This is a genomic window from Bradyrhizobium sp. cir1, assembly GCF_014198245.1.
In the GTDB taxonomy this organism is placed as follows: domain Bacteria; phylum Pseudomonadota; class Alphaproteobacteria; order Rhizobiales; family Xanthobacteraceae; genus Bradyrhizobium.
Genome location: NZ_JACIHE010000001.1, coordinates 449,847 through 470,319 on the forward strand (window position 1 = coordinate 449,847; position 20,473 = coordinate 470,319).

Annotated in this window: 15 protein-coding genes and 2 tRNA genes; 1 reads left to right on the forward strand and 16 read right to left on the reverse strand. The window is 65.4% G+C overall.

Going from position 1 to position 20,473, the window contains the following annotated elements:
* Position 1: 1 nt before the first annotated feature.
* From GGD63_RS02170 to GGD63_RS02220, 11 genes are all read right to left on the reverse strand, one after another.
* Positions 2-76: transfer RNA gene (locus GGD63_RS02170), tRNA-Asn, on the reverse strand.
* Between the two features lie 195 nt (positions 77-271).
* The gene (locus GGD63_RS02175; RefSeq protein WP_183239249.1) at positions 272-640 is read right to left on the reverse strand and encodes a hypothetical protein; all 369 of its coding nucleotides are present in this window, start codon (positions 638-640) and stop codon (positions 272-274) included.
* 208 nt (positions 641-848) lie between these two features.
* Positions 849-2,543, reverse strand: coding sequence for a flotillin family protein (locus GGD63_RS02180; RefSeq protein WP_183239250.1), 1,695 nt, complete (start codon positions 2,541-2,543; stop codon positions 849-851).
* Positions 2,544-2,566: 23 nt separating this feature from the next.
* On the reverse strand, positions 2,567-3,226 hold the full coding sequence (locus GGD63_RS02185; RefSeq protein WP_183239251.1) for an OB-fold-containig protein: 660 nt from the start codon (positions 3,224-3,226) through the stop codon (positions 2,567-2,569).
* A 10-nt stretch (positions 3,227-3,236) separates the two neighbouring features.
* A complete protein-coding gene (locus tag GGD63_RS02190) occupies positions 3,237-4,400 on the reverse strand; it encodes a PspA/IM30 family protein (RefSeq protein WP_183239252.1) in 1,164 nt (387 codons plus the stop codon).
* Between the two features lie 469 nt (positions 4,401-4,869).
* The gene (locus GGD63_RS02195; protein WP_183239253.1) at positions 4,870-5,253 is read right to left on the reverse strand and encodes a RidA family protein; all 384 of its coding nucleotides are present in this window, start codon (positions 5,251-5,253) and stop codon (positions 4,870-4,872) included.
* 14 nt (positions 5,254-5,267) lie between these two features.
* Positions 5,268-7,598, reverse strand: coding sequence for an acetamidase/formamidase family protein (locus GGD63_RS02200; protein ID WP_183239682.1), 2,331 nt, complete (start codon positions 7,596-7,598; stop codon positions 5,268-5,270).
* A gap of 274 nt (positions 7,599-7,872) precedes the next feature.
* The gene (locus GGD63_RS02205) at positions 7,873-9,114 is read right to left on the reverse strand and encodes an acetamidase/formamidase family protein (protein WP_183239254.1); all 1,242 of its coding nucleotides are present in this window, start codon (positions 9,112-9,114) and stop codon (positions 7,873-7,875) included.
* Between the two features lie 43 nt (positions 9,115-9,157).
* The gene (locus GGD63_RS02210) at positions 9,158-10,780 is read right to left on the reverse strand and encodes an amino acid ABC transporter permease/ATP-binding protein (protein ID WP_183239255.1); all 1,623 of its coding nucleotides are present in this window, start codon (positions 10,778-10,780) and stop codon (positions 9,158-9,160) included.
* Positions 10,780-11,664, reverse strand: coding sequence for an ABC transporter substrate-binding protein (locus GGD63_RS02215; RefSeq protein WP_183239683.1), 885 nt, complete (start codon positions 11,662-11,664; stop codon positions 10,780-10,782). Before GGD63_RS02215 ends, GGD63_RS02210 begins: the two co-directional genes overlap by 1 nt.
* Positions 11,665-12,144: 480 nt before the next feature.
* On the reverse strand, positions 12,145-12,405 hold the full coding sequence (locus GGD63_RS02220; RefSeq protein ID WP_183239256.1) for a hypothetical protein: 261 nt from the start codon (positions 12,403-12,405) through the stop codon (positions 12,145-12,147).
* A gap of 262 nt (positions 12,406-12,667) precedes the next feature.
* Here GGD63_RS02220 and GGD63_RS02225 point away from each other — a divergent pair, with 262 nt between their 5' ends.
* On the forward strand, positions 12,668-12,862 hold the full coding sequence (locus GGD63_RS02225) for a hypothetical protein (RefSeq protein WP_183239257.1): 195 nt from the start codon (positions 12,668-12,670) through the stop codon (positions 12,860-12,862).
* A gap of 81 nt (positions 12,863-12,943) precedes the next feature.
* Here GGD63_RS02225 and GGD63_RS02230 read toward each other — a convergent pair whose 3' ends face one another.
* From GGD63_RS02230 to GGD63_RS02250, 5 genes are all read right to left on the reverse strand, one after another.
* The gene (locus GGD63_RS02230) at positions 12,944-13,090 is read right to left on the reverse strand and encodes a hypothetical protein (protein WP_167361661.1); all 147 of its coding nucleotides are present in this window, start codon (positions 13,088-13,090) and stop codon (positions 12,944-12,946) included.
* Positions 13,091-13,266: 176 nt separating this feature from the next.
* Positions 13,267-13,340 (reverse strand) — tRNA-Cys (locus GGD63_RS02235).
* Between the two features lie 84 nt (positions 13,341-13,424).
* Positions 13,425-14,168, reverse strand: a complete 744-nt coding sequence (locus GGD63_RS02240; protein ID WP_183239258.1) for a tRNA-uridine aminocarboxypropyltransferase — start codon at positions 14,166-14,168, stop codon at positions 13,425-13,427.
* A gap of 37 nt (positions 14,169-14,205) precedes the next feature.
* Entirely contained in the window at positions 14,206-17,313 is a 3,108-nt protein-coding gene (locus GGD63_RS02245) for an efflux RND transporter permease subunit (RefSeq protein ID WP_183239259.1), read from the reverse strand.
* Positions 17,314-17,316: 3 nt separating this feature from the next.
* Positions 17,317-20,463 carry an efflux RND transporter permease subunit gene (locus GGD63_RS02250; protein WP_183239260.1) on the reverse strand — a complete coding sequence of 1,049 codons (3,147 nt, stop codon included), beginning with the start codon at positions 20,461-20,463 and terminating at the stop codon, positions 17,317-17,319.
* Positions 20,464-20,473: the final 10 nt, after the last annotated feature.

The window sequence follows — 20,473 nt, forward strand, 5'->3', positions numbered from 1 at the left end:
TTGGCTCCCCGGGCTGGATTCGAACCAGCGACCATCCGATTAACAGTCGGATGCTCTACCGCTGAGCTACCGAGGAAAAGGGCGAACTGTCGTCCGCGCGCGGGTGCGTATAACAAAGCCGGTTGCGCTTGCAAAGGACGAATTCGTCATCTTCCGCAACGCGCCTTGGGAAGGGCCTGGGCCGGCCCCTCCTCCGGGCCGCAAGGTTTTTGGTTTGACGCGTTTTCTTTGCGCGAACGGGCATCCACTTCGCTCGAAAACGCTCTCTCCACTATTCGGCGACGAACGAGGTGGTCTTGGTGCCGGAGTCGTAGCGCAGCCGGAGCGCGGTGAACTTGCAGAGGTTGACGTTCTTCCAGAGTACGGCCTCGTCGTAGTTCTGCCAGTCGACGCGGATGTTCCAGACGCACCCCTCGTCATCATCGTCGAACTCGACATAGGTGCTCGCCTGGTTCTGCAAAACCTTGTCGAGCTCGTTCTCCCATTCGTCCAGGCCATCGTCCGGCGCATTGAAGCCCAGGAATTTGATGGCATAGCCGGTCTCGTTGACGACGGTGACGTTGCGGGCGTCGGCAGCAAACGACGCCGTGGCCGCGATCGAAAGACCGATCGCGATCAGTCCGGACAGAAGATACTTCATGTGAAATTCTCCCGATCGAAACAGGCTGGAAGCGCCTGACGTCGATCGGCGCAGGCGCCGCGGCAACGAATGACGTTGCCTCAAAGAGTCGTCCGGAGTGTGATCGACGGATACGCGATCGATCCGCACTCCGGGATGTTGCGCGACGCGAGACGCGCAACGCGCCTGTTCTTATCGTTTCGAATTCTCAGCAGCAATGAACCGGCATTCATAGATCGGCGCTGTTTGTTTTCTCCGACGCGGGCGCCGGCACTGCGGCGCCGTTGCTTTTGCCGGTCACGGCGCCGACCAGCGCCTTCACGGGATCGTCGCCCGGCGCAAAGCCGCTCTGGCGCAGGATCTCGTCGATCATCGGACGCAGCGCGTGCACCTTGAGCAGCTCGCCGGCAAGGCCTTCGCCGAAACCGACATTGCCGCTACCTGCGCCGTTGCCGCCGAACGCACCGCCGGTGTGCAGGATGCGGACGTCCTTGAGGTTGGCGATCGGCTTCACCATCTCGGCCAGCGCCGAGGGCATGGTCTCGATCCGCTTCTTGGCGATCTCGAAATCGATGACGTTGCTGCCGAGCTTGTTCTGCGCCTCGTTCTTCATGGTGATGACGGCAGCTTCCGCCTCGCCGATGTTGCGGACGCCGACAGCCTTGATCTTGTTGGACTCGGCTTCGGCGGTGGCCAGGGTCTTCACTGCCTCGGCACGGTCGAGCGAGGCCTTCTTCTCGGCTTCGGCCGCGACGATCAATTCGGTCGACTTGCGCTCGGCCTCGGTGCGTGCGGCGAGCACCTGGGTGAGACGGGCGCGGTCGGCGACCTCGACCGCGCGTGCGGTGACGACCTTTTCCTCCGCCGAGACCGCCAGTGCTTCGGCCGTCTTGGCCTCCGCAACGGCTTCCGAGGTCTGCTTGCTCTTGGCCGCGATCTGGATCTCGTTCTCCTGCGTCGCGATCTGGATCTCGCGCTGGGCGTCGGTCTTGCGCTTGTTGATTGCGAGATCGGACTCGATCACAGCGGTTTCCTTGACCTGCTTGGCGCCCGCCTCCTTCTCGGCGACCGCCCTGTCGGTGTCGATGCGGGCGTTCTCCTCGGTGAGGCGCGCGGTCTGGGTCGCGGTCGCGACCTCGGCGCGGGTGCTGGCGGTCTTGTTGGCGATGTCGCGCTCCTGCGACAGCTCGGCTTCCTTCTTGGTCCGCTCGATCCCGAGGGTCTGCTGCCGCGCCTCGAGGTCCTTTTGCGCGATCGCCACCTCGTTATCGCGCACGATGGCGTTGCGGTCGCGGCGGCGGGTCTCGGTCACCGTCTTCAACTGGGTGAGGCCTTCGGCATCGAAGAAATTCTCCGGGTTGAAGAATTTGACGTCGGTCTGGTCCAGCTTGGTCAGCGACACCGATTCAAGCTCGAGCCCGTTGGATTTCACGTCGGACTCGACCGTCGACTGCACGTGCTTGACGAAGTCCGAGCGCTTCTCCTGAAGCTCCAGGATGCTCATGGTCGCGGCGACCGAGCGCAGGCCGTCGACGAATTTCGCCTCGACCTGGTTGCGCAGCGCCTCGGCATCGTTGGTCAGTGCGCCCAGCGTCTGGCTTGCCAGCGCGATGCTTTCCTCGTCCGGGCGGACGCGCACGTAGAACTCGGCGACGATGTCGACGCGCAGGCGATCCTTGGTGATCAGGGATTCCCGCTCCTTGCGCTCGACGGTCAGCCGGAGCGTCTTCAGGTTGACGCTGGCATAGGAGTGGAAGATCGGCAGGATCATGGCGCCGCCGTCGAGCACGACCTTCTTGCCGCCGAGGCCGGTGCGCACAAAGGCCTCGTCACGCGTAGCGCGCTTGTAGAGAATGGTGAAGACGATCCCCAGAACGACGATCAGCGCGACGCCGATCATGGCCGGGACTGCGATGTCGAACATGACTTTCTCCAATGAATGACTTGCTAAGTGCTTAGAGGTGGCTTCGACGGTTTGAGTTCATCCTCGGCCTTCACCGCCACGAAGCGGGTGCCATCGCGATCGACCAGCAGGACCAGGGTTCCCTGCGGCAGGGGCGACGACGAAGGTGCTGCGACCGCCAGGACAAAGTGGCGGTTGCCATGGACGTCGGCGACGCTGACTCGGCCGGGCGGCCCCTGGTCGAGCGGACCGATGACGACCTCACCGACGCGGCCGACGAGATCGCCGAGGCCGACGACATAGCTCTCGTCCTTGGGAATGATCCGCGCGATGGCGCCGCTGGCGGCGCGCACCAGCGGTACCGACACCGCGACGGCCCCGATCGAGGCGACCGTCGCCGGCAAGGGCCCGGCCACCATCCGCGCGATGTCCTGGATCAGGAAACCGGTGATGGAGAAGGCGCCCAGCACCAGCAGCAGGAAGATCAGCAGCGGCACGCCGCCGACATTGATCCAGGAGATGGCGTTGAGCACGCCGTTATCGCTGGGATGGCTGAAATCGACGCTGGTGCCGAGCATCTCGCTGAGGGAGGCCCCGACCAGCATCGTGACCACCTCGAGCGAGCCGACGATGACGATCATGGCCGCCGCGATCGCGAACGGCCTGACCTCGGGCGACATGACGTGTTCGAGCAATGCGCTCATGACACGGCACTCAGGAGCGCGACTTCAACCGCGCCAGCCTCGCCGCAATCTCCTTGTCGCGATGAAGCGAGCTCAGTTCATCGATGTCGCTGGAATACGGGATGCCCTGCGGCACGCCGGTTGCGCGCGCCACCGCCCTGCCAGCCCGCAAGGCCTTGGCTGCTGCGGACGTCCCGCCCGACTTCCGGGGCGACGTCGAGGCCTGATGGCTCGCATGTGCCTCGCTCTTTTCGAGATCGGCGCGGCGCTGCTCGGCATCCTGGAGCGCCGACAGCACCGCACGCAGCGAGGTCACGCATTGCTCGATCTTCTCGTTGTTCTCGTCGATGGCGCGGGAGAGCACCTCGAACTGCGCCTCCAGATCCATCTGCCGCGCGATACCGGCGCGGGCGAGATCGTCGCGGCTGTCAGCGATCGCGCCCTCGATCTTGGCGGCGAGATCGGTCATCTCGCGCTCGATCTCGGTACGGCGCGCGTTGAGGCGGTATTCCTCGGCGCGCGCGGCCGCGAGCGCGTCGCGCGCCTCGCCTTCCGCACGTTCGATCTCGCGGATGGCCTGTCCGACCACCTTGAGCTTGTTCTTGCCTTCCGCCTGCTCGATCGCGTCATAGGCGATCCCGGCGATCAGGCGCCCGACCCGGGACAGGAAGTTGTCGGGGGCGGCAGCGATGGTATCCATAGCGTTCTCCTCCTCTGGCAGGCTGTTCGGCGTGACGCCGTAGTGAACTTCGAAACCGTCGTCGGTGCGGATGAGGTGCGCGGGCACGCTCTGCCCCCAGCCCTCGGCATAGCCGGCGTAGTCGAAGGGCACGCTGAAGCGCCCTTGCACGGTCGCAATCGAAATGGTGGCGGGGCCCTTGATCTTGGCGAGCTTGTCGTCGAGCGGCAGGCGGCGGCCTTGCGCCGCGCGATACTCCGTGCGGTCGCGCAGGCCGAGCGTCACCAGCCGCGAGGGCAGCGCGGTCTGTTTCCGGATCGGCTCATAGGCGTGGGCGTGGAGCAGGACGACGTTGGAACCCACATTGTGGGTCCGGGCCACCTCGTCGAGGATCTCCATCATGCGGTCATAGGCCTGGAATGTCGCCTCGATGGCGGCCTTGGCGGCCGGGTCGGGGGCAAGCCTGTAACGCAGCGCGGACGGCGCGTTTCGGGGCGACTGGCTCATGGAAAGCACTAAAGCACCATTTTGGTGCTTTAGGAAGGGGAAGCTCGATCACGTTCCACTGATCCCTAGGCACTCTGCTGGTTAGTCGCTGCCGACAGGCGGCCCGTTCAAGGCGGCAGATCACACCTAGCTCATCGCCGATCAAGACTTCTTGCACGCGCGGGTTGCAATTTGAGACGAAATGCGGGGAGCGTTAGGCAGGCCGTCACTCTCTCGGCTCGTCATTGCGACTCTTGCGACGAAGCAATCCAGAATCCCTCCGCGGAAATATTCTGGATTGCTTCGCTGCGCTCGCAATGACGGAGTGTGGAGGAGCGCCGCTCCTTCAAACGCACATCTCAATCGTAGACACACCGTCGCATCCTCGCGGCATATCTCGCCCGAGCTTTGCTTCATCACATCGCGAAGCGACATCCGGGATTCGTGCGAGCGGTGGTCCCGGATATCGCTTCGCTCATCCGGGCTACGAAAGCTGGCCTCACGGCCGCCGGCACACCAGGTCGATCTCGATCAGCGCGTCGTAGGCCAATCCGGTGACGCCGACGCAGGTGCGGGCCGGCAGGCGGTCGGCAGCGAAGAAGCTGCGATAGGTCTCGTTCATAGCCGTGTAGTCTTCCTTGAAGCGCGTCAGATAGACGCGCGTCATCACGACGTGCTCGAGGTCGAGATCGAGGCCCGCCAGAACGACCTTCAGGTTCTCCATCACGGCGCGGGTCTGCGCGACGATGCCGTCGGGCAACACGCCCGGCGCTTGCGGCGTGTCCGGCATCTGGCCAGTGACGAACACAAAGCCGTCAGTCTCGACGGCGTGGCTGAAGGGTGCGACCGGTTTCGGTCCGCCGCTGATCATGTGGAATTTCACTCGATGTGTCCTTGTTAAGTCGCGCTCTGGAACAGGCGCTTGCTGAGGATGGCGTGCACGCCCCAATTGCCGTCGACGACCTGCGTGACGCCGAAATCGACGGCGGCCGACATCAGTGCGATCGCCTCGTCCTCACTGAGCCCTTTGGTGTTCATCAGGAAGCGCCGCATCTTGCGGAACGCATCCTTCATGGCGAGGTCGAGCGAGGACTTTGCATAGACCTCGCTCTGCCCTTGCGCGCCGAATTCGGCGAGATAGTTGGGGTGGCTGAAGCCGGTCAGCACCCAATCGGTGGCGGTCTCGATCAGGGGATAAGAGAGATCGGCGAAGGGACGGCCAGCGAGATCGGCTTTCTTGTGCAGGATCACCTCGAAGGTGCCGGTCATCGAGCACTCGATCGCGGTGCCGCTGAGCTCGCCGTCGCCTTGGGCTGCGTGGGGATCGCCGACCGACAGCAGCGCGCCGGGCACGGAGACCGGAAGATAGACGGTCGCTCCCTTCCCCAGCCGCCAATTGTCGAGATTGCCGCCGAAATAGGACGGCGGCACGGAATCGACGAAATCGACCTCGCGCGGCGCCACCGCGATCACGCCGAAATGCGGCCGCAAGGGAATGCGGATGCCGTCGAGCACGGCGTGGCGGCGCTTGATCGTACCGGGTGTGACGGGAACGCCGGGATAGTCGTAGGTGGCATGCACCACGCCAAAGGGATCGGTCTGCGGCTCCCAGCGATAGGAATAGAGCGCGCGGGCATGCGGCGCGTCCACATCGTCAAAGATCTCGTAAATGGTCACGGCCTCGCGCGGCTTGGGACCGCCGAGAAACTCGTTGTAGTGATAGCCCCACCAGGCCGCCACCGAGGAGCCGAACACGCGCCCGGCATGGTTCGGGCTCCGGCTCGCCCGCGGCACGATGTCGAGGATGCGCACCTCCAGCACATCGCCGGGCTGGGCGTCCTTCACAGCGACGGGCCCGGTGCAGATGTGCACGCCAAACCCCTCGCCGGCACCGCGGCCGAACACGCTGGCATCCATCGGTCCTGCGCCGCGGCGGTCGACGTTCTTCTTGTTCCGGGTCCAGCCGAACACGCTTTCGGCGGCTGCATCACCGGCGATCATCATGTCAGGGGCATCGGAGGCGTGCTGCGTCAGAGTTTCGATGGTGATGGTATCGCCCGAGGCGATCTCGATCTGCGGCGCCAATGAGCGGCTGAAATAGCCCCAATGAACGCGGCTGGCCTCGACCGGGAGATGATGATGCCTGCGCTCCGTGGTGGTGCGCTCCTCGGCGCCGGCACAGGCGACGTTGCTGCGGGCCTCGATGCTCGGATGCGCGCGAAGCTGCGCCAGCGCCTCCAGTGGCCAGCCGCGCTGGCCGGCGACGCCATGCTGCGAGGTCGCCCGCTCCGCCTCCTGCTGGCGAAACTCGCGCGGCGGCAGGCCGAAGCGATGACGGAAGGCCCGGCTGAAATGCGCGGAATCGCCAAAGCCATAGGCGTAGGCGATCTCCGAGATCGAGCGATGCGCCTCGCTCGGGTTGGAGAGATCCGCCCAGGCGCGCTGGAGACGACGCTCGCGAACGTAGTGGGTAAAATTGTCGCCGACCGTTTCGAACAGCTTTTGCAGGTAACGTTCGGAAATGCCCTCGGCTTGCGCGACCCGCGCCGGCACAAGGTCGGGATCGTCGAGCCGGCGTTCGATGGTCTGGCAGATCCGGTGCAGCAGCGCGGCCTGCGTCGCGCTCGACCCGGCATCGGACGTCGATGCCGCCAGTTGATGCGCAAGCGTCAGCAGCAGATCGACCAGCGACTGCGCAAGCGAATTCCATTCGGCATCGCTCAAGCTGTCGAGCGTGCGCGCGGTCGCATCCAGCATGCGCGCGAACACATCGGCGAAACCGCCCGGTGGAACCACGCGAGGCTCGCCAAGCCGCGGCTTGCCCGACAGGCGTCCGTGCAACGCTTCGGAGGTCACCGACAGCACGATGGCGCGCATGTCGCGCTGGAACACGATGCTCCAGTCGCCGCTGCGCGGCAGCAGCACAAGATGGCCGACGGGAACGATGCGGTGACCGCCGGCGCTTCTGAGCACCATGCCGTCCTCGACCGGCATCAGCGCGATGGGGAGGTCTTCACTAGCTTGCGAGAGAGGCGCGACGCTCTGCGCGCCAGCGGCCATGCGCGTCAGCGCAACACCTGCGGTCTGGCGATGCGAGGCGGTTGCGTGCCCGTCAAAGAAGGAGTGCCCGCCTGCCGGCTGCAGGCCGACCGCCGCCAGCACGTCCCGCCAGGCTTCGGGGCGGTCGTCTTGCGCGTAGGACTCGCTCGTGAACGGCCGGAAGCTCATCGGATCGACCCAGATTGCAGTCGATCGAAGCAACCTCTGTGCCAGACGAACGCGGTCATCCGTCGCCGCGACGGGCCGCAAATGGGGCTCGTTGGTCAAGTGTTCATCCGGGAATTGGAAGATTCCTCAAAGTATTAGAGTATGGCGAGCCCTCTTCGTCATTCCGGGGCGCGCGCAAGCGCGAACCCGGAATCCATTGCGCGCAGAAGACAGTGGTGAAATGGATTCCGGGTTCGACGCGTTGCGTCGCCCCGGAATGACGAAGTTGAGAGATTCAGTCGCATCGAAACATGTTCTTTCGGATCGTGCCGTGGACGCCCCAATTGGCATCGACCACCTGGGTGACGCCGAAATCGGCGCCGACCGACATCAGCGAGATCGCCTCGTCCTCGCTGAGGCCGTGCACGGTCATCAGGAACCGGCGGAGTTTTCTGAACGCATCGCGCATCGCACGGTCGAGACTGCTGTGATTGGCAATCTCGGTTTGCGCCTCAGTGCCGAGCGCCACGAGGTAGTTCGGGTAGGTGAAGCCGTAGAACGACCAGGCGTGGTCGGTCTCCAGCATGGGATGGTCGAGGCCTTCCAGATGGGTGCCGGCCAGATCAGCCTTCTTGTGCAGGATGAATTCGAAATCGCCGGTCAGCGAGGTCTCGATCGCGGTGCCGCCAAGCTCGCTGTCGCCCTGCGCGGCATGGGGATCGCCGACCGAGAAATAGGCGCCGGGCACGGCAACCGGATAGAACATCCGCGCGCCCTTGCCGATGCGCCAGTCGTCGATATTGCCGCCGGTGTAGCTCGGCGGGATCGAGCTGACGAAATCGGCTTCCGACGGCGCGAGGCCCATGGTGCCGAAATGCAATCGTGCGGGCACCTTCACGCTGGAGAGGATGTTCTCGCGCTTTTTGATGGTGGCGTGGTCGACGCGGACACCGGGATAGTCGATGGTCGGATGCACGATGCCGTCAGGATCGGTCTGCGGCGTCCAGACATAATTGTAGACCGCCTTCGCATGGGGCTCGCCTGACGTGTCCAGCTCGAAGATGGTGACGACCTCGCGCGGCTTCGGCTCCTCGATCAGATCGTGATAGTGAAAGCCCCAGTTCGCGGCGACGTTGGAGCCGAAGCAGCGGCCGGCATGGCAGGCGCTGCAGCTTGGCCGCGGCCTGATATCGAGGATGCGCACTTCGAGAATATCTCCGGGCTCGGCACCTTCGATTGCGACCGGGCCGGTGAGCAAATGCACCCCGATCCCCTCGCCTGCTCCGCGGATGAACGGGCCTTCCGTCGGGCCGGAGCCGCGCCGCGCCACGGCCTTGTGCTCGCGCGTCCACTGGAACACGCTCTCGGCGCCGGCATCGCCCTGGATCATGCGCTCGTAATCGTCGTTGGCGTGATGGGTCAGCGTCTCGATGGTGGCGCGATCCCCGGAGCGCAGCGTCAGGGCCGGGGTGACCTTTTTGGAGAAATAGCCCCAGTGGACGGTTTTCGGCGAAACCGGCAGCGTGACATGCTTCATGAGGTGGCCTCTTCGGGAGTCTTGAACCTTGTGGACGCGCCGCTCATCGCACCGCCTCCGGAGTCTTGTCGGCTTCCATCACGCTGAGGAACCGCGCCGTCAGCGCATTGCGCGGGTTGGAGAGCACCTCGTGCGCCGGCCCCTCCTCGATGATCGCGCCGCCGTTCAGGAAAGCGACTCGGTCGGCGACCTCGTCGGCGAAGCGGATCTGGTGCGTCGAGATGATCATGGTGAGGCCGTCGTCGATGGCGAGACGCCGGATCACCTCCAGAACCTCGTTGACGAGTTCAGGGTCGAGCGCCGAGGTCGGCTCGTCCAGCAACAGCACGCTCGGATTGGGCGCAAGCGCGCGCGCGATGGCGACACGCTGCTGCTGGCCGCCGGAGAGATGCCGCGGCAGCGCATCGGCGCGATGTGACAGCCCGACGTTATCGAGCAGCTCGGTGGCGCGGCGGTCGGCATCGATGCGGGTCATGCCGTGGACCCAGCGCAGGGGCCCGGCGATGTTCTCCTTCGCCGAGAGATGGGCGAACAAATTGAACTGCTGGAACACCATGCCCACGCCGACGCTGGCCCGCTCGTTGGCGACGGCACGCGGCGACAGCCGCTTGCCGTCTTCGCCAAAGCCGAGGCGCCGGCCGCCGACGCGCACGGTGCCGGCATCCCAGTTTTCGAGATGATTGATACAGCGGAGCAGCGTGCTCTTGCCTGAACCGCTCGGACCGAGCAGCGCCACCACCTCGCCCACACGGACCGTGAGGTCGAGACCGTCGAGGACCTTTTGCGGACCGTAGCTCTTGGTGAGATCCTTGACCTCGACCGCGATGTTGTTGCGCGCGATCGTCGCGGTGCGGCGGGCGCGTTCCTCCCGGGTCAGGGCCAGCGGCGGCATATCCGTGAGCTCTGCCTGCGCGGGCTCGGGATCGATAGCGGTCGCATCGGCAAGCTCCAGCTTGGAGACCAGGTCGACGCGGCGCCAGGGCAGATAATCGGGGAGCTTGCGCTCGCGGCCCTTCGTACGGTCGAGATCGAGCAGCCATTCGACGAAAAGCTGGATGCCACTGATGGTCGCGGTCAGCACCAGATAGAGCAGGCCCGAAGCGAAGAAGATCGAGAAGAAGTCGAATGTGGAGGACGCCAGCTGGGTCGAGCGCAGCGTCAGCTCCTGGACCGCGACGACGGAGGCGAGCGAGGAATTCTTCAGCGCACTGACGGCCTCGTTGCCGAAAGCCGGAATCATGGTGCGGATCGCCTGCGGCGCGATCACCCGCCACATCAGGATTCGGGGCGTCATGCCGAGCGCCTGCCCCGCAGTCACCTGCCCGCGGTCGACGCCGAGCACGCCGGCGCGTAGCATCTCCGCGATGAACGGCGCCTCGTTGCAGGCGAGCGCGAGACCGGCGGCCAGCACCGCCGGCAGCTTGATGCCGATATGCGGCAGCGCGTCGTAGGCGAACACCATTTGCAGGATCAGCGGCGTGCCGCGGAAGATCACGGTGTAGGCCCTGGCGATCGCCGCCAGCGGCCAGAAGCGCGAGAGCTGCATGCCGGCGAGGATCAATCCGAGGATCAATCCGCCGCCGAGCCCGAGGGCAGTCACCTCGAGGGTGAGCTCGATGCCCTCGAGCAGATACGGCATGCTCAGGTAATGGAGGAACAGCGACATCAGTCAGCCGTGAGAATGTCCGGCTCCTTGAAGTTGTTCACATCGAGCCCGTGCTTCTTCAGAAGCTCCATGTGCGTGCCGGCCTTCTGCACCTCGATCAGCGCGGCGAGCACGGCGTCACGGAATTTCGGCTTGTCCTTGGGAACGGCGATGCCGACCGAATACGGGATCGTCACCGCGATCGCCTTCTCCAGCTTGTCCGGATAGGCCTTCACCGCGCTGTCGACCGTGTTGACGTCGTTGACATAGGTGTCGGCGCGGCCGGCGAGGATCGCCTGGATGCAGTTGGCGTTGTTGTCGTAGAGCTGGATGGTCGGCTCCGCCTTGCCGGCCTTCTTGCATTCCGGCATCAGCGCCTGGATCAGGGGCACCTCGACATAGCCGGTGTTCTCGGCCGCGGCCGCGCCGCACATCGACATGTTGATGCCGTTGATGCCCTTCGGATTGCCCTTGGCGACCAGCACGCCGTCGAACACCTTCGAGTAGGTGATGAAGTCGGCGGCCTTGGCGCGCTCCTTGGTGGCGTAGATGTCGGAGATCACGATGTCGGCCTGGCCCGCCGAAAGCGTGGTCAGGAGCGCTGCGAACACCACGGGCTTGTAGGTCAGCTTGAAGCCGAGGCATTCGCCGATAGCTTCGCCGAGATCGATGTCGAAGCCGATATATTTGCTGGGATCCTTGGGATCGATGGTCTCATAGCCCGGCGTGTGCGGGTTGATGGCGTTGACGAGCGTCTTGCCCTTCCAGTCCGGATATTTCTCCTGGAGCGTGGTGCAGGCGGCGGGTGCTGCGGCCTGTGCGCCCAGCGGTGCGGCGGCGACGAGGCCGAAAGCGATGGCCGCGCCGAAGCTGGCCTTGCGCCACGGCATCGATGTGCGCGCCATCCCCCGCCGCGCCTGGGGCAAAACCCGTCTGTCCATGTGCTGCTCCTTCGAATTGGCATGGCCATGTGGCTGGACTCGGCCATGTTGCTGAACTCGAAGGTCAGCCTAGGTGCAGAGCGCACGGAAAAGCTTGTCCGCGGGCGTACAAAAAATTGGACGGAAGCGGCCCGCGATTTGGGCAAGTAGCTGCACAAAAACTGTTCGCTGGTCGCAAGCCGATGCAGGTTCGGGATTCCGAATTCGGCGGAACCAAATCACTCTGAATGGTGCAGCGATCAGTACGATCCTGGAATCATCTGGTGAGGCGATTTGACAGAGATATGACGCCTGCTGACGGAGATACGGCGCCAGGCGAACGGATCTGCGGCCGGCATCCACAGCACTCCACAGCCTGTCCGCAGCATATCCACAGGCCGACTATGGCGGATTCGCGAGACGGTACGTGCCACTTGCTGCGCACAAATTCACAGACCTGGCATGTCAGCCGCCGGCCTGGTCGAACACCGAGCGGCAAGCCTCGCTCAAGCTTGATCGGTTACGGCGCAGGCAGGCCGTGATGGCGCGGACATTGGGAATCTCGCCGGCGCAGAGCCGGTAGACGTCGGGGGTGCAGGCCCGGCGCTGCTCTGCCGTTCCCTGCGCATGAGCCGCCGAGGCAAACAGCGTCAGGAACAGCCCGACCGTCGAGGCGCCGCGCGCCCGGCTCGTCACGCCCGCAAACCGCAAGAACCTTGCCTTCATGACCAAGTCTCCCGTTCTGCCCGCCCGCTCCCGGCCCGCGTTGGCCGGTCGTTGCGAAGGGGTAGGAGAAATAAATCGCCGAGAATGTGATCTCTTTCACACTGGCGACGGGCCACGGACGCCTAGGTTCCCGCGGGGATTTTTAAGGAATCGCTAACCAAACGGGCCCCGATCGCCGGATCGTTAAAATGCGAACGATCTGCTCAATCGGGTAACAAACCGGCTTTGCGACATTGCGCCATCCGCGTTCTGCGAGGGTGTGATGAGCGAAGCCGAATTCAACTTGCTGCTGGATGCCGTCCGGGACGCCATGATCATTGAAGATTTTGCGCCCGCGCCGGAGGAGGAATTCGTGCCCCGTTCGTGGTCGTACGCCGCAACGCCCAAAGCCGCCAACGACAATGAGGGCGCCTGGCCCCTGCTGCCCTTTCCGGACGGCTGGTACGCGGCCTGCTGAGGCCCGCTCTGCCGTGAACTGACGCGCCCGCCTTGCGGGCGGTTCGGCATCACCGAGCGCCGGGGACCGGCGCAGCCCGGATCAAGTCTTGACGCGCTCCTCGCCCTGCTGCGGCGCCCGGTCGGGTGCAGCCGGCGGGAAGATGCTGTCATAGATCGCGCGCGCCTCGGCAATGAGGCGGGCCCGCTCCAGCTCGGATTTCGGGACAAATCGAACGACGTCGCCCACGTGCTCTCCAGCTCCAGGGTTTTGGATGCGTCTCTTCGCAGAGGCGAAGTCCATGCCACAGGGCCTGAACCGCACCCCCGGGCAAACCCGGTGGCCAAGGCGCGGCAAGCCTCATCCGCGCGTTCGGCGGAACTCGCGCCGATGGCAATTTGCGCTGGAAAATCAGAAGGTTGCGATGGAGGCCACGACCAGAATTGAACTGGTGTACACGGTTTTGCAGACCGTTGCGTAACCACTCCGCCACGTGGCCCCGTAAGGGCGGACCAATATAGGGGATCAATGGCTTAGGCAACCCCGCGGGCCGCCGGCAGCACAGGGAAATGTCCGGCCGAAATCAGGCGCGCTTGCTGCGCCGGAAGTCGCGCCGGCGGCCCTTCGGCGCGGGCTTGGGTGCCAGTTCCGGCATCTCGGCCTGGACCTCGCGGTAGCGGGTCAGCATCCGTTCGAAACTGGCGTGCAGGGTCTCGGCGATATCAGGGCGCCGCTCGAGACCGGCCAGAATCGTTGCGGCCGCTTCGATGGTCGAGAGGCCGTCGCGGCGCGGCTCCTTGCGCAAGCGTCCGTAACGCGAGGGCTTCTGCGGGTTGAGGATCACGCGCTGGCATTTCAGCATCCAGGGATTGCGCCACCACAAGGCCTTGGCCTGGCTCCAGGTGCCGTCGAGCAGCACGACGCCTTCGAGCTTGCCAAGGATCGCGCGCTGGTTCTCCGCCACCTCGCCCTTGCGGGTCAGCGCCACGATCTCGCCCTCGGCCTCGAGGTCGGCCGCGCGGGCCGAGCCGAGATAGAGCACCCCCCAGCGCGCGGCGTTCTCGACCGGCCGACCCAGGGCCTTGGACAGGCTCGGCCAGGACAGTCCGACCCGTACCGTGGCATCGGTGAAATGCTTCGCCAGCAGCCGCGCGGTGCCAAGCGCCCTGTCCTGCTCCTGCGGATGCTGCAGGATCAGCAGCGACAGCCGGTTCTCGATGGGCGTGACACTGTCGCAGATGCACAGCGGCATCGGCTTCTGACAGTGCGGGCATTCGGGGATCGGCTCGGCCGGCGCGGCGGCCGGGGTCTCGGACGGGTTCGACATGGTCGCCGCTATACGCTTCGCGCGGCGCTGCAACAACCTATTCCGCCGGTGCAGGGACTGGACGCGGCTCGGACCGGCGCCGCAGGCGATCGATCAGAAGGTAGATCACGGGCGTGGTGTAGAGCGTCAGGATCTGCGAGACGAACAGGCCGCCGATGATGGTGATGCCGAGCGGACGGCGCAGCTCCGTGCCGGGACCGGTCGCGATCACCAGCGGAATGCCGGCGAACAGCGCCGCCATGGTTGTCATCAGGATGGGACGGAAGCGCGCCTGGCAGGCTTCAAAAATCGCCTCCGCCGAGGACAGGCCGCGCTGGCGCTCGGCGTCGAGCGCGAAGTCGACCATCATGATGCCGTTCTTCTTGACGATGCCGATCAACAGGATGATGCCGACGAAGGCGATCACCGTCAGCGGCGTATTGGTCAGCTGCAGGGCCAATAGCGCGCCGAGGCCGGCCGAGGGCAAGGTCGAGATGATCGTGAGCGGATGGGCAAGGCTCTCGTAGAGCACCCCCAGCACGATATACATCGCCACCAGCGCGCCGAGGATCAGCAGCGGCTGGCGACCGCTGGTCCTGGCGAAATCGCCGGCATTGCCGTCGAAGCTGCCGCGAATGCCTTCAGGCATGTGCAGCTCCTCGACCGCACGCTGGATGTTTTGCGTCGCAGCCTGGAGCGGCACATCGGGCAAGAGGTTGAACGACACCGTGGTCGAGGGGAACGATTGCGAATGGTAGACCGCGAGCGCGGCCAGTCCGCGCGTCGCATGCACCACGGCCGACAGCGGCACCTGCGCGTCGCCCGCGCCGGCGACATAGATGCGGTCGAGGTTGGAGGGATCGACCTGGAATTTCGGATCGATCTCGAGCACGGTCATGTACTGGTTGCGCTGGGTGTAGATGATCGAGATCTGCCGCTGCGAGAACGCATTGTTCAGCGCGTTGTCGATGTCCTGGACGCGGACGCCGAGGGCCGAAGCCTTCTGGCGGTCGATGGACAAGGTCAGTTGTAGCCCGCCGGGATCGCGGTCGCTGGAGATGTCGGTGATGCCATCGACGCTTTCCATGCGCTTGGCGACGATCGGCGCCCATTTCTGCAACAGGCCGAGATCGGTCGAGGAGAGCGTGTACTGGTAATCGGAATCGCTCTGCCGTCCGCCGGCGCGCACGTCCTGGGCGGCGAACATGAAGAGGCGGATGCCGGGCACCGGGAACAGCGCGCGCCTCAGCCGGTCGATCACCACCTGCGTCGAGACGTGGTCGCGCTCCTCCGGCGGCTTCAGGCTGATGAACATGGTGCCGCGGTTCGAGGTCGCCGGCCCCGGCCCCCCGCCTCCGCTGCCGACGGTCGAGCCGATGCCGGCCACCGCGGGATCCTGCATCACGATGTCGGCGAGGCGCTGCTGCAGGCCGAGCATGGACTGGAACGAGATGTCGGCCGAGGCGCGCGTCGCGCCGATGATGAAGCCGGAATCGTCGGTCGGGAAATAACCCTTGGGGACCTTGACGTAGAGCGTCACCGTGAGGCCGATCGTGGCGAAGAACACCAGCAACGTCAGCATCGGATATTCCAGCACGGTGCGCAGGGTACGGGCATAGAACGCGACGATACGCGACAGCGAGCCCTCGATGATCCGGTCGAACAGCGTCGCGGTGCCGGAGGTGGTCTGCCGGATGTAATGCGCGCAGATCATCGGCGTCACCGTCAGCGACACCAGCGTCGAGACCAGGATCGCGAAGGTCAGCGTCAGTGAGAATTCGCGCAGCAGGCGGCCGACGATGCCGTCCATGAAGATCAGCGGCGTGAAGGCCGCAATCAGCGACAGGCTGATCGAGACCACGGTGAAGCCGATCTGCTTTGCCCCCTCCTGAGCCGCCTGGAACGGCCGCATGCCGTGCTCGAGATTGCGGAACATGTTCTCGATCATGACGATGGCGTCGTCCACCACGAAGCCGACGGAGATGGCGAGCGCCATCAGCGACAGATTGTCGATCGAGAAGCCCGCGACCCACATGCCGGCGCAGGTGCCGGCCAGCGCCAGCGGCACCGAGATGCCGGCGGCGATCGTCGGCGTCATCCGCCGCAGGAACACGAACACGACGACCATCACCAGGAATGCGGTCGCAAGCAGCGTCCATTGCATGTCCAGCACGCTGGCGCGGATCGTGCCGGTGCGATCGACCAGGGTCGATATCTCGACGCCGGCCGGAATCCACTGCTTTAGCGCGGGGATCAGCGCCTTCACCCGGTCGACGGTGTCGATGACGTTGGCATCGCCCTGCTTGGTGATCTGGATCAGCACCGCCGGCTGCTTGTTGAACCAGGCGATCGAGCGGGCGTTGCGGACGGAATCCTCGATGTCGGCGACGTCGGAGAGCCGGGCGAAATTGCCGTTGGAGCTCTTGATGACGATGTCGCGGAACTCTTTCGCCGTGCGCATCTGCTTGTTCAGCGACAGCGTCTCGCTCTGGCGCTCGCCGTTGAAGATGCCGACAGGTCCGAGCGGATTGGCGTTGATGATCGCGGTCCGGACGTCGTCGGTGGCAATGCCGGCGTTCGACAGCGCCACGGGGTTGAGCTGCACCCGCACCGCCGGCTGGTCGGCGCCGGAGACGGTGACATCTCCCACGCCCGGCACCTGCGAGATGCGCTGCGCCAGCACCGTGTCGGCGACGTCGTAGATCGCGCTCGCCGACAGCGTCTTCGAGGTCAGCGCCAGCACGAAGACGGGCGCGCCCGCGGTGTTGGCCTTGCGGAAGCGCGGCAGCGTCGGCAGGTCGCTCGGCAAGTCCACCAGCGAGGCGTTGATCGCCGCCTGCACGTCGCGCGCGGCCTTGTCGATGTTGCGGCCGATGTCGAACTGGAGCTGGATGTTGGTCGTGCCGAGCGAACTCGTCGAGGTGATCTGGTTGATGCCGGATATCTCGCCCAGCCGCCGCTCCAGCGGCGAGGCCACCGTTGCCGCCATCACGGAGGGGTCGGCGCCCGGACGGCTGGCCGAGACGAAGATCGCGGGAAAGTCAACGTTCGGAACCGAGGCGACGGGCAGGAACTCGTAGGCGACCACACCCAGCAGGAACAACCCGATCGACAGCAGCGTGGTTGCGACCGGGCGGCGGATGAAGGGCTCCGAGATCGACGCCATCACTCACATCCCCTCGGTCGCGCCCGCGACCGGCGGGCCGCCGGATTCGGCCGGCGGCAGCGCCTGCTCGAGGCGGCGGTTGATGCGGTCGAGCGCGAGATAGATCACGGGCGTGGTGTAGAGAGTAAGCAGCTGGCTCAGCAGGAGGCCGCCAATGATGGAGATGCCGAGCGGAAAGCGCAGCTCGGCGCCGGTGCCGCTCTCGATCGCGAGCGGCAGCGCGCCGAACAGCGCCGCCAGCGTCGTCATCATGATCGGACGGAAGCGCAACAGGCACGCCTGCACGATGGCCTCATGCGCCGGGATCCCCTGCCCGCGCTCGGCCTCGAGCGCGAAGTCGATCATCATGATCGCGTTCTTCTTGACGATGCCCATCAACAGGATGATGCCGATCAGGCCGATCACCGAGAGGTCCTGCCCGCACAGCACCAGCGCCAGGATCGCGCCGACGCCGGCCGAGGGCAGCGTCGACAGGATCGTGATCGGGTGGATGTAACTCTCATAGAGCACGCCGAGCACGATGTAGATCGTGATCACGGCGGCAAGCAGCAGCCAGGGCTGACCGGCGAGCGCCTTGGCGAATTCGGCGGCATCGCCGGCATAGACGCCGACGATGCTGTTGGGCATTTCGATGCGGGTCTCGATCGCCTTCACGGCTTCGACGGCATCGCCAAGCGCTGCGCCCGGCGCGAGGTTGAAGCTGAGCGACACCGACGGGAATTGCGCCTGGTGCGAGATCGCGAGCGGCGCCGTGGTGCGCTTCAGCGTCGCCACCGCCGACAGCGGCACCTGCGCGCCGGGCGCGCCGACGATCGTGCTCGCCGCGCCCGGCAGATAGAGTTTTGACAGGATCGAGGGATCGCGCTGGTACATGGGCAGCGCCTCCAGCACCACGCGATACTGGTTGGCCTGGCCGTAGATGGTCGAGATCTGGCGCTGCGCGAAGGCGTCATTCAGCGTGTCGGTGATTCCTTGCAGGCTCACGCCGAGCTGTCCGGCCCGGGTGCGGTCGACATCGAGCTGCGCCCGCAGGCCGCCCTCCTGCGCCTCCGAGGAGACGTCGCGGAACAGGGGATCGCGCCGCATCTCCGCAACCAGCTTGCGCGCCCATTCCGACACCAGCGCAGCATCGGTGCCGGTCAGCGTGTACTGGTATTGCGAGCGGCTCGACTGGGTCGAGATCTGCACGTCCTGCACCGGCTGGAAATAAACGGTCATGCCGGGAATGCCCGCCACCCGCTCCTTCAGCCGGGTCACGACCACGCCGACATCGTCGCGCCGCTCGCCGCGCGGCTTCAGCGTCATGACGAGACGGCCGACATTGGTGGTCGGGTTGACCGAGCCCGCACCGATCACGGAGACCACGCCGACCACGTCGGGATCGGCCTTGATGGCGTCGGCGGCCTCGGCCTGCCGCTTCTGCATTTCCGCGAACGAGACGTCAGGTCCCGCCTCCGTCACCGCTGTGATCGAGGCAGTGTCCTGCAGCGGCAGGAAGCCTTTTGGCGCGACGACGTAGAGAACGAGGGTTGCAATCAGCGTCGCGAAGGTCACGACCAGCGTGGCGCGCTGGCGCTCCAAAACCCAGAGCAGCGTGCGGTGATAGAACTCGACGGTGCGGTCGATGAAGCGGCTGATGGCGGCGAGGCCCGGAACCGCCAGCTCCTCGTGCGCATGCTTGAGCAGCCGCGAGCACATCATCGGCGTCAGCGTCAGCGACACCACGGCCGAGGTCACGACCGCGATCGTCAGCGTCAGCGCGAATTCGCGGAACATGCGCCCGACGAGGCCCGACATGAACAGCAGCGGGATGAACACCGCGATCAGCGACACCGTCAGCGAGATCACGGTGAAGCCGATTTCGCTGGCGCCCTTCAGCGAGGCCTGCATCGGCCCGTCGCCGTTCTCCATATGGCGGACGATGTTCTCGATCATGACGATGGCGTCGTCGACCACGAAACCGGTGCCGATCGTCAGCGCCATCAGCGACAGATTGTCGAGGCTGAAGCCGGCGAAATACATGATGCCGAAGCTGGTGATCAGCGACAGCGGCAGCGCCACGCCCGCGATCAGCGTGGCCCGCAGCGAGCGCAGGAACAACAGCACGACAAGCGTCACCAGCACCACGCTGAGGATCAGCGTGAACTGCACGTCGCGCACCGAAGCGCGGATGGTGACGGTGCGGTCGGAGACGATGGTCAGGTTCACGCCGGCCGGAATGGCGCGCTGGACTTTCGGGATTTCGGCGCGGATCTGGCTGACGACGTCGATGACGTTGGCGCCAGGCTGGCGCTGGATGTCGATGATGACGGCCGGCGTGCCCTGGTACCAGCCGCCGGTGCGGTCGTTCTCGAGGCCATCGACGATCTGCGCGACGTCGGCGATCGTGACCGGCGAGCCGTTACGATAGGCGATGATGACAGGCTTGTAGGCCTCGGCCGCGGCGATCTGGTCGTTGGCGGCGATGATGTAGGATTGCTGCGCGCCGTCGAGCGAGCCCTTCGGTCCTGATACGTTGGCATTGGCGATCGCGGTGCGCAGGTCTTCCATGGCGATGCCATAGGCGGCAAGGCGCGCCAGATCCGCCTGGATGCGCACGGCCGGCTTCAGCCCGCCGAGCACGGAGACGCGCCCGACGCCGGAGATCTGGCTCAGCCGTTGCGCCAGAATCGTGTCGGCGATGTCGCTCATCGCGCGCAGCGAGATCGTGTCGGAGCGCAGCGCCAGCGTCATCACAGGCGCATCCGCCGGGTTCACCTTGGCGTAGGTCGGCGGATAAGGCAGCGTCTTGGGCAGCACGCCGGCGGCCGCGTTGATCGCGGCCTGCACATCCTGCGTCGCGCCGTCGATATCGCGGTTGAGGTCGAACTGCAGCGAGATCTGGCTGACGCCGAACGAGCTCGTCGAATTCATCGCCGACAGCGACGGGATCTGGCCGAGCTGCCGCTCCAGCGGCGCGGTAATCAGCGAGGCGATCACGTCGGGGCTGGCGCCCGGCAGCTGCGTCGTCACCTGCACGGTCGGGAAGTCGACCTGCGGCAGCGCCGAGACCGGCAGCGCGAAATAGCCGAGCAGCCCGCCGATCAGGAGCGCGATGCCGAGCAGCGAGGTCGCGATGGGCCGGCGGATGAAGGGTTCGGAGACTCCCATGGAATACGCC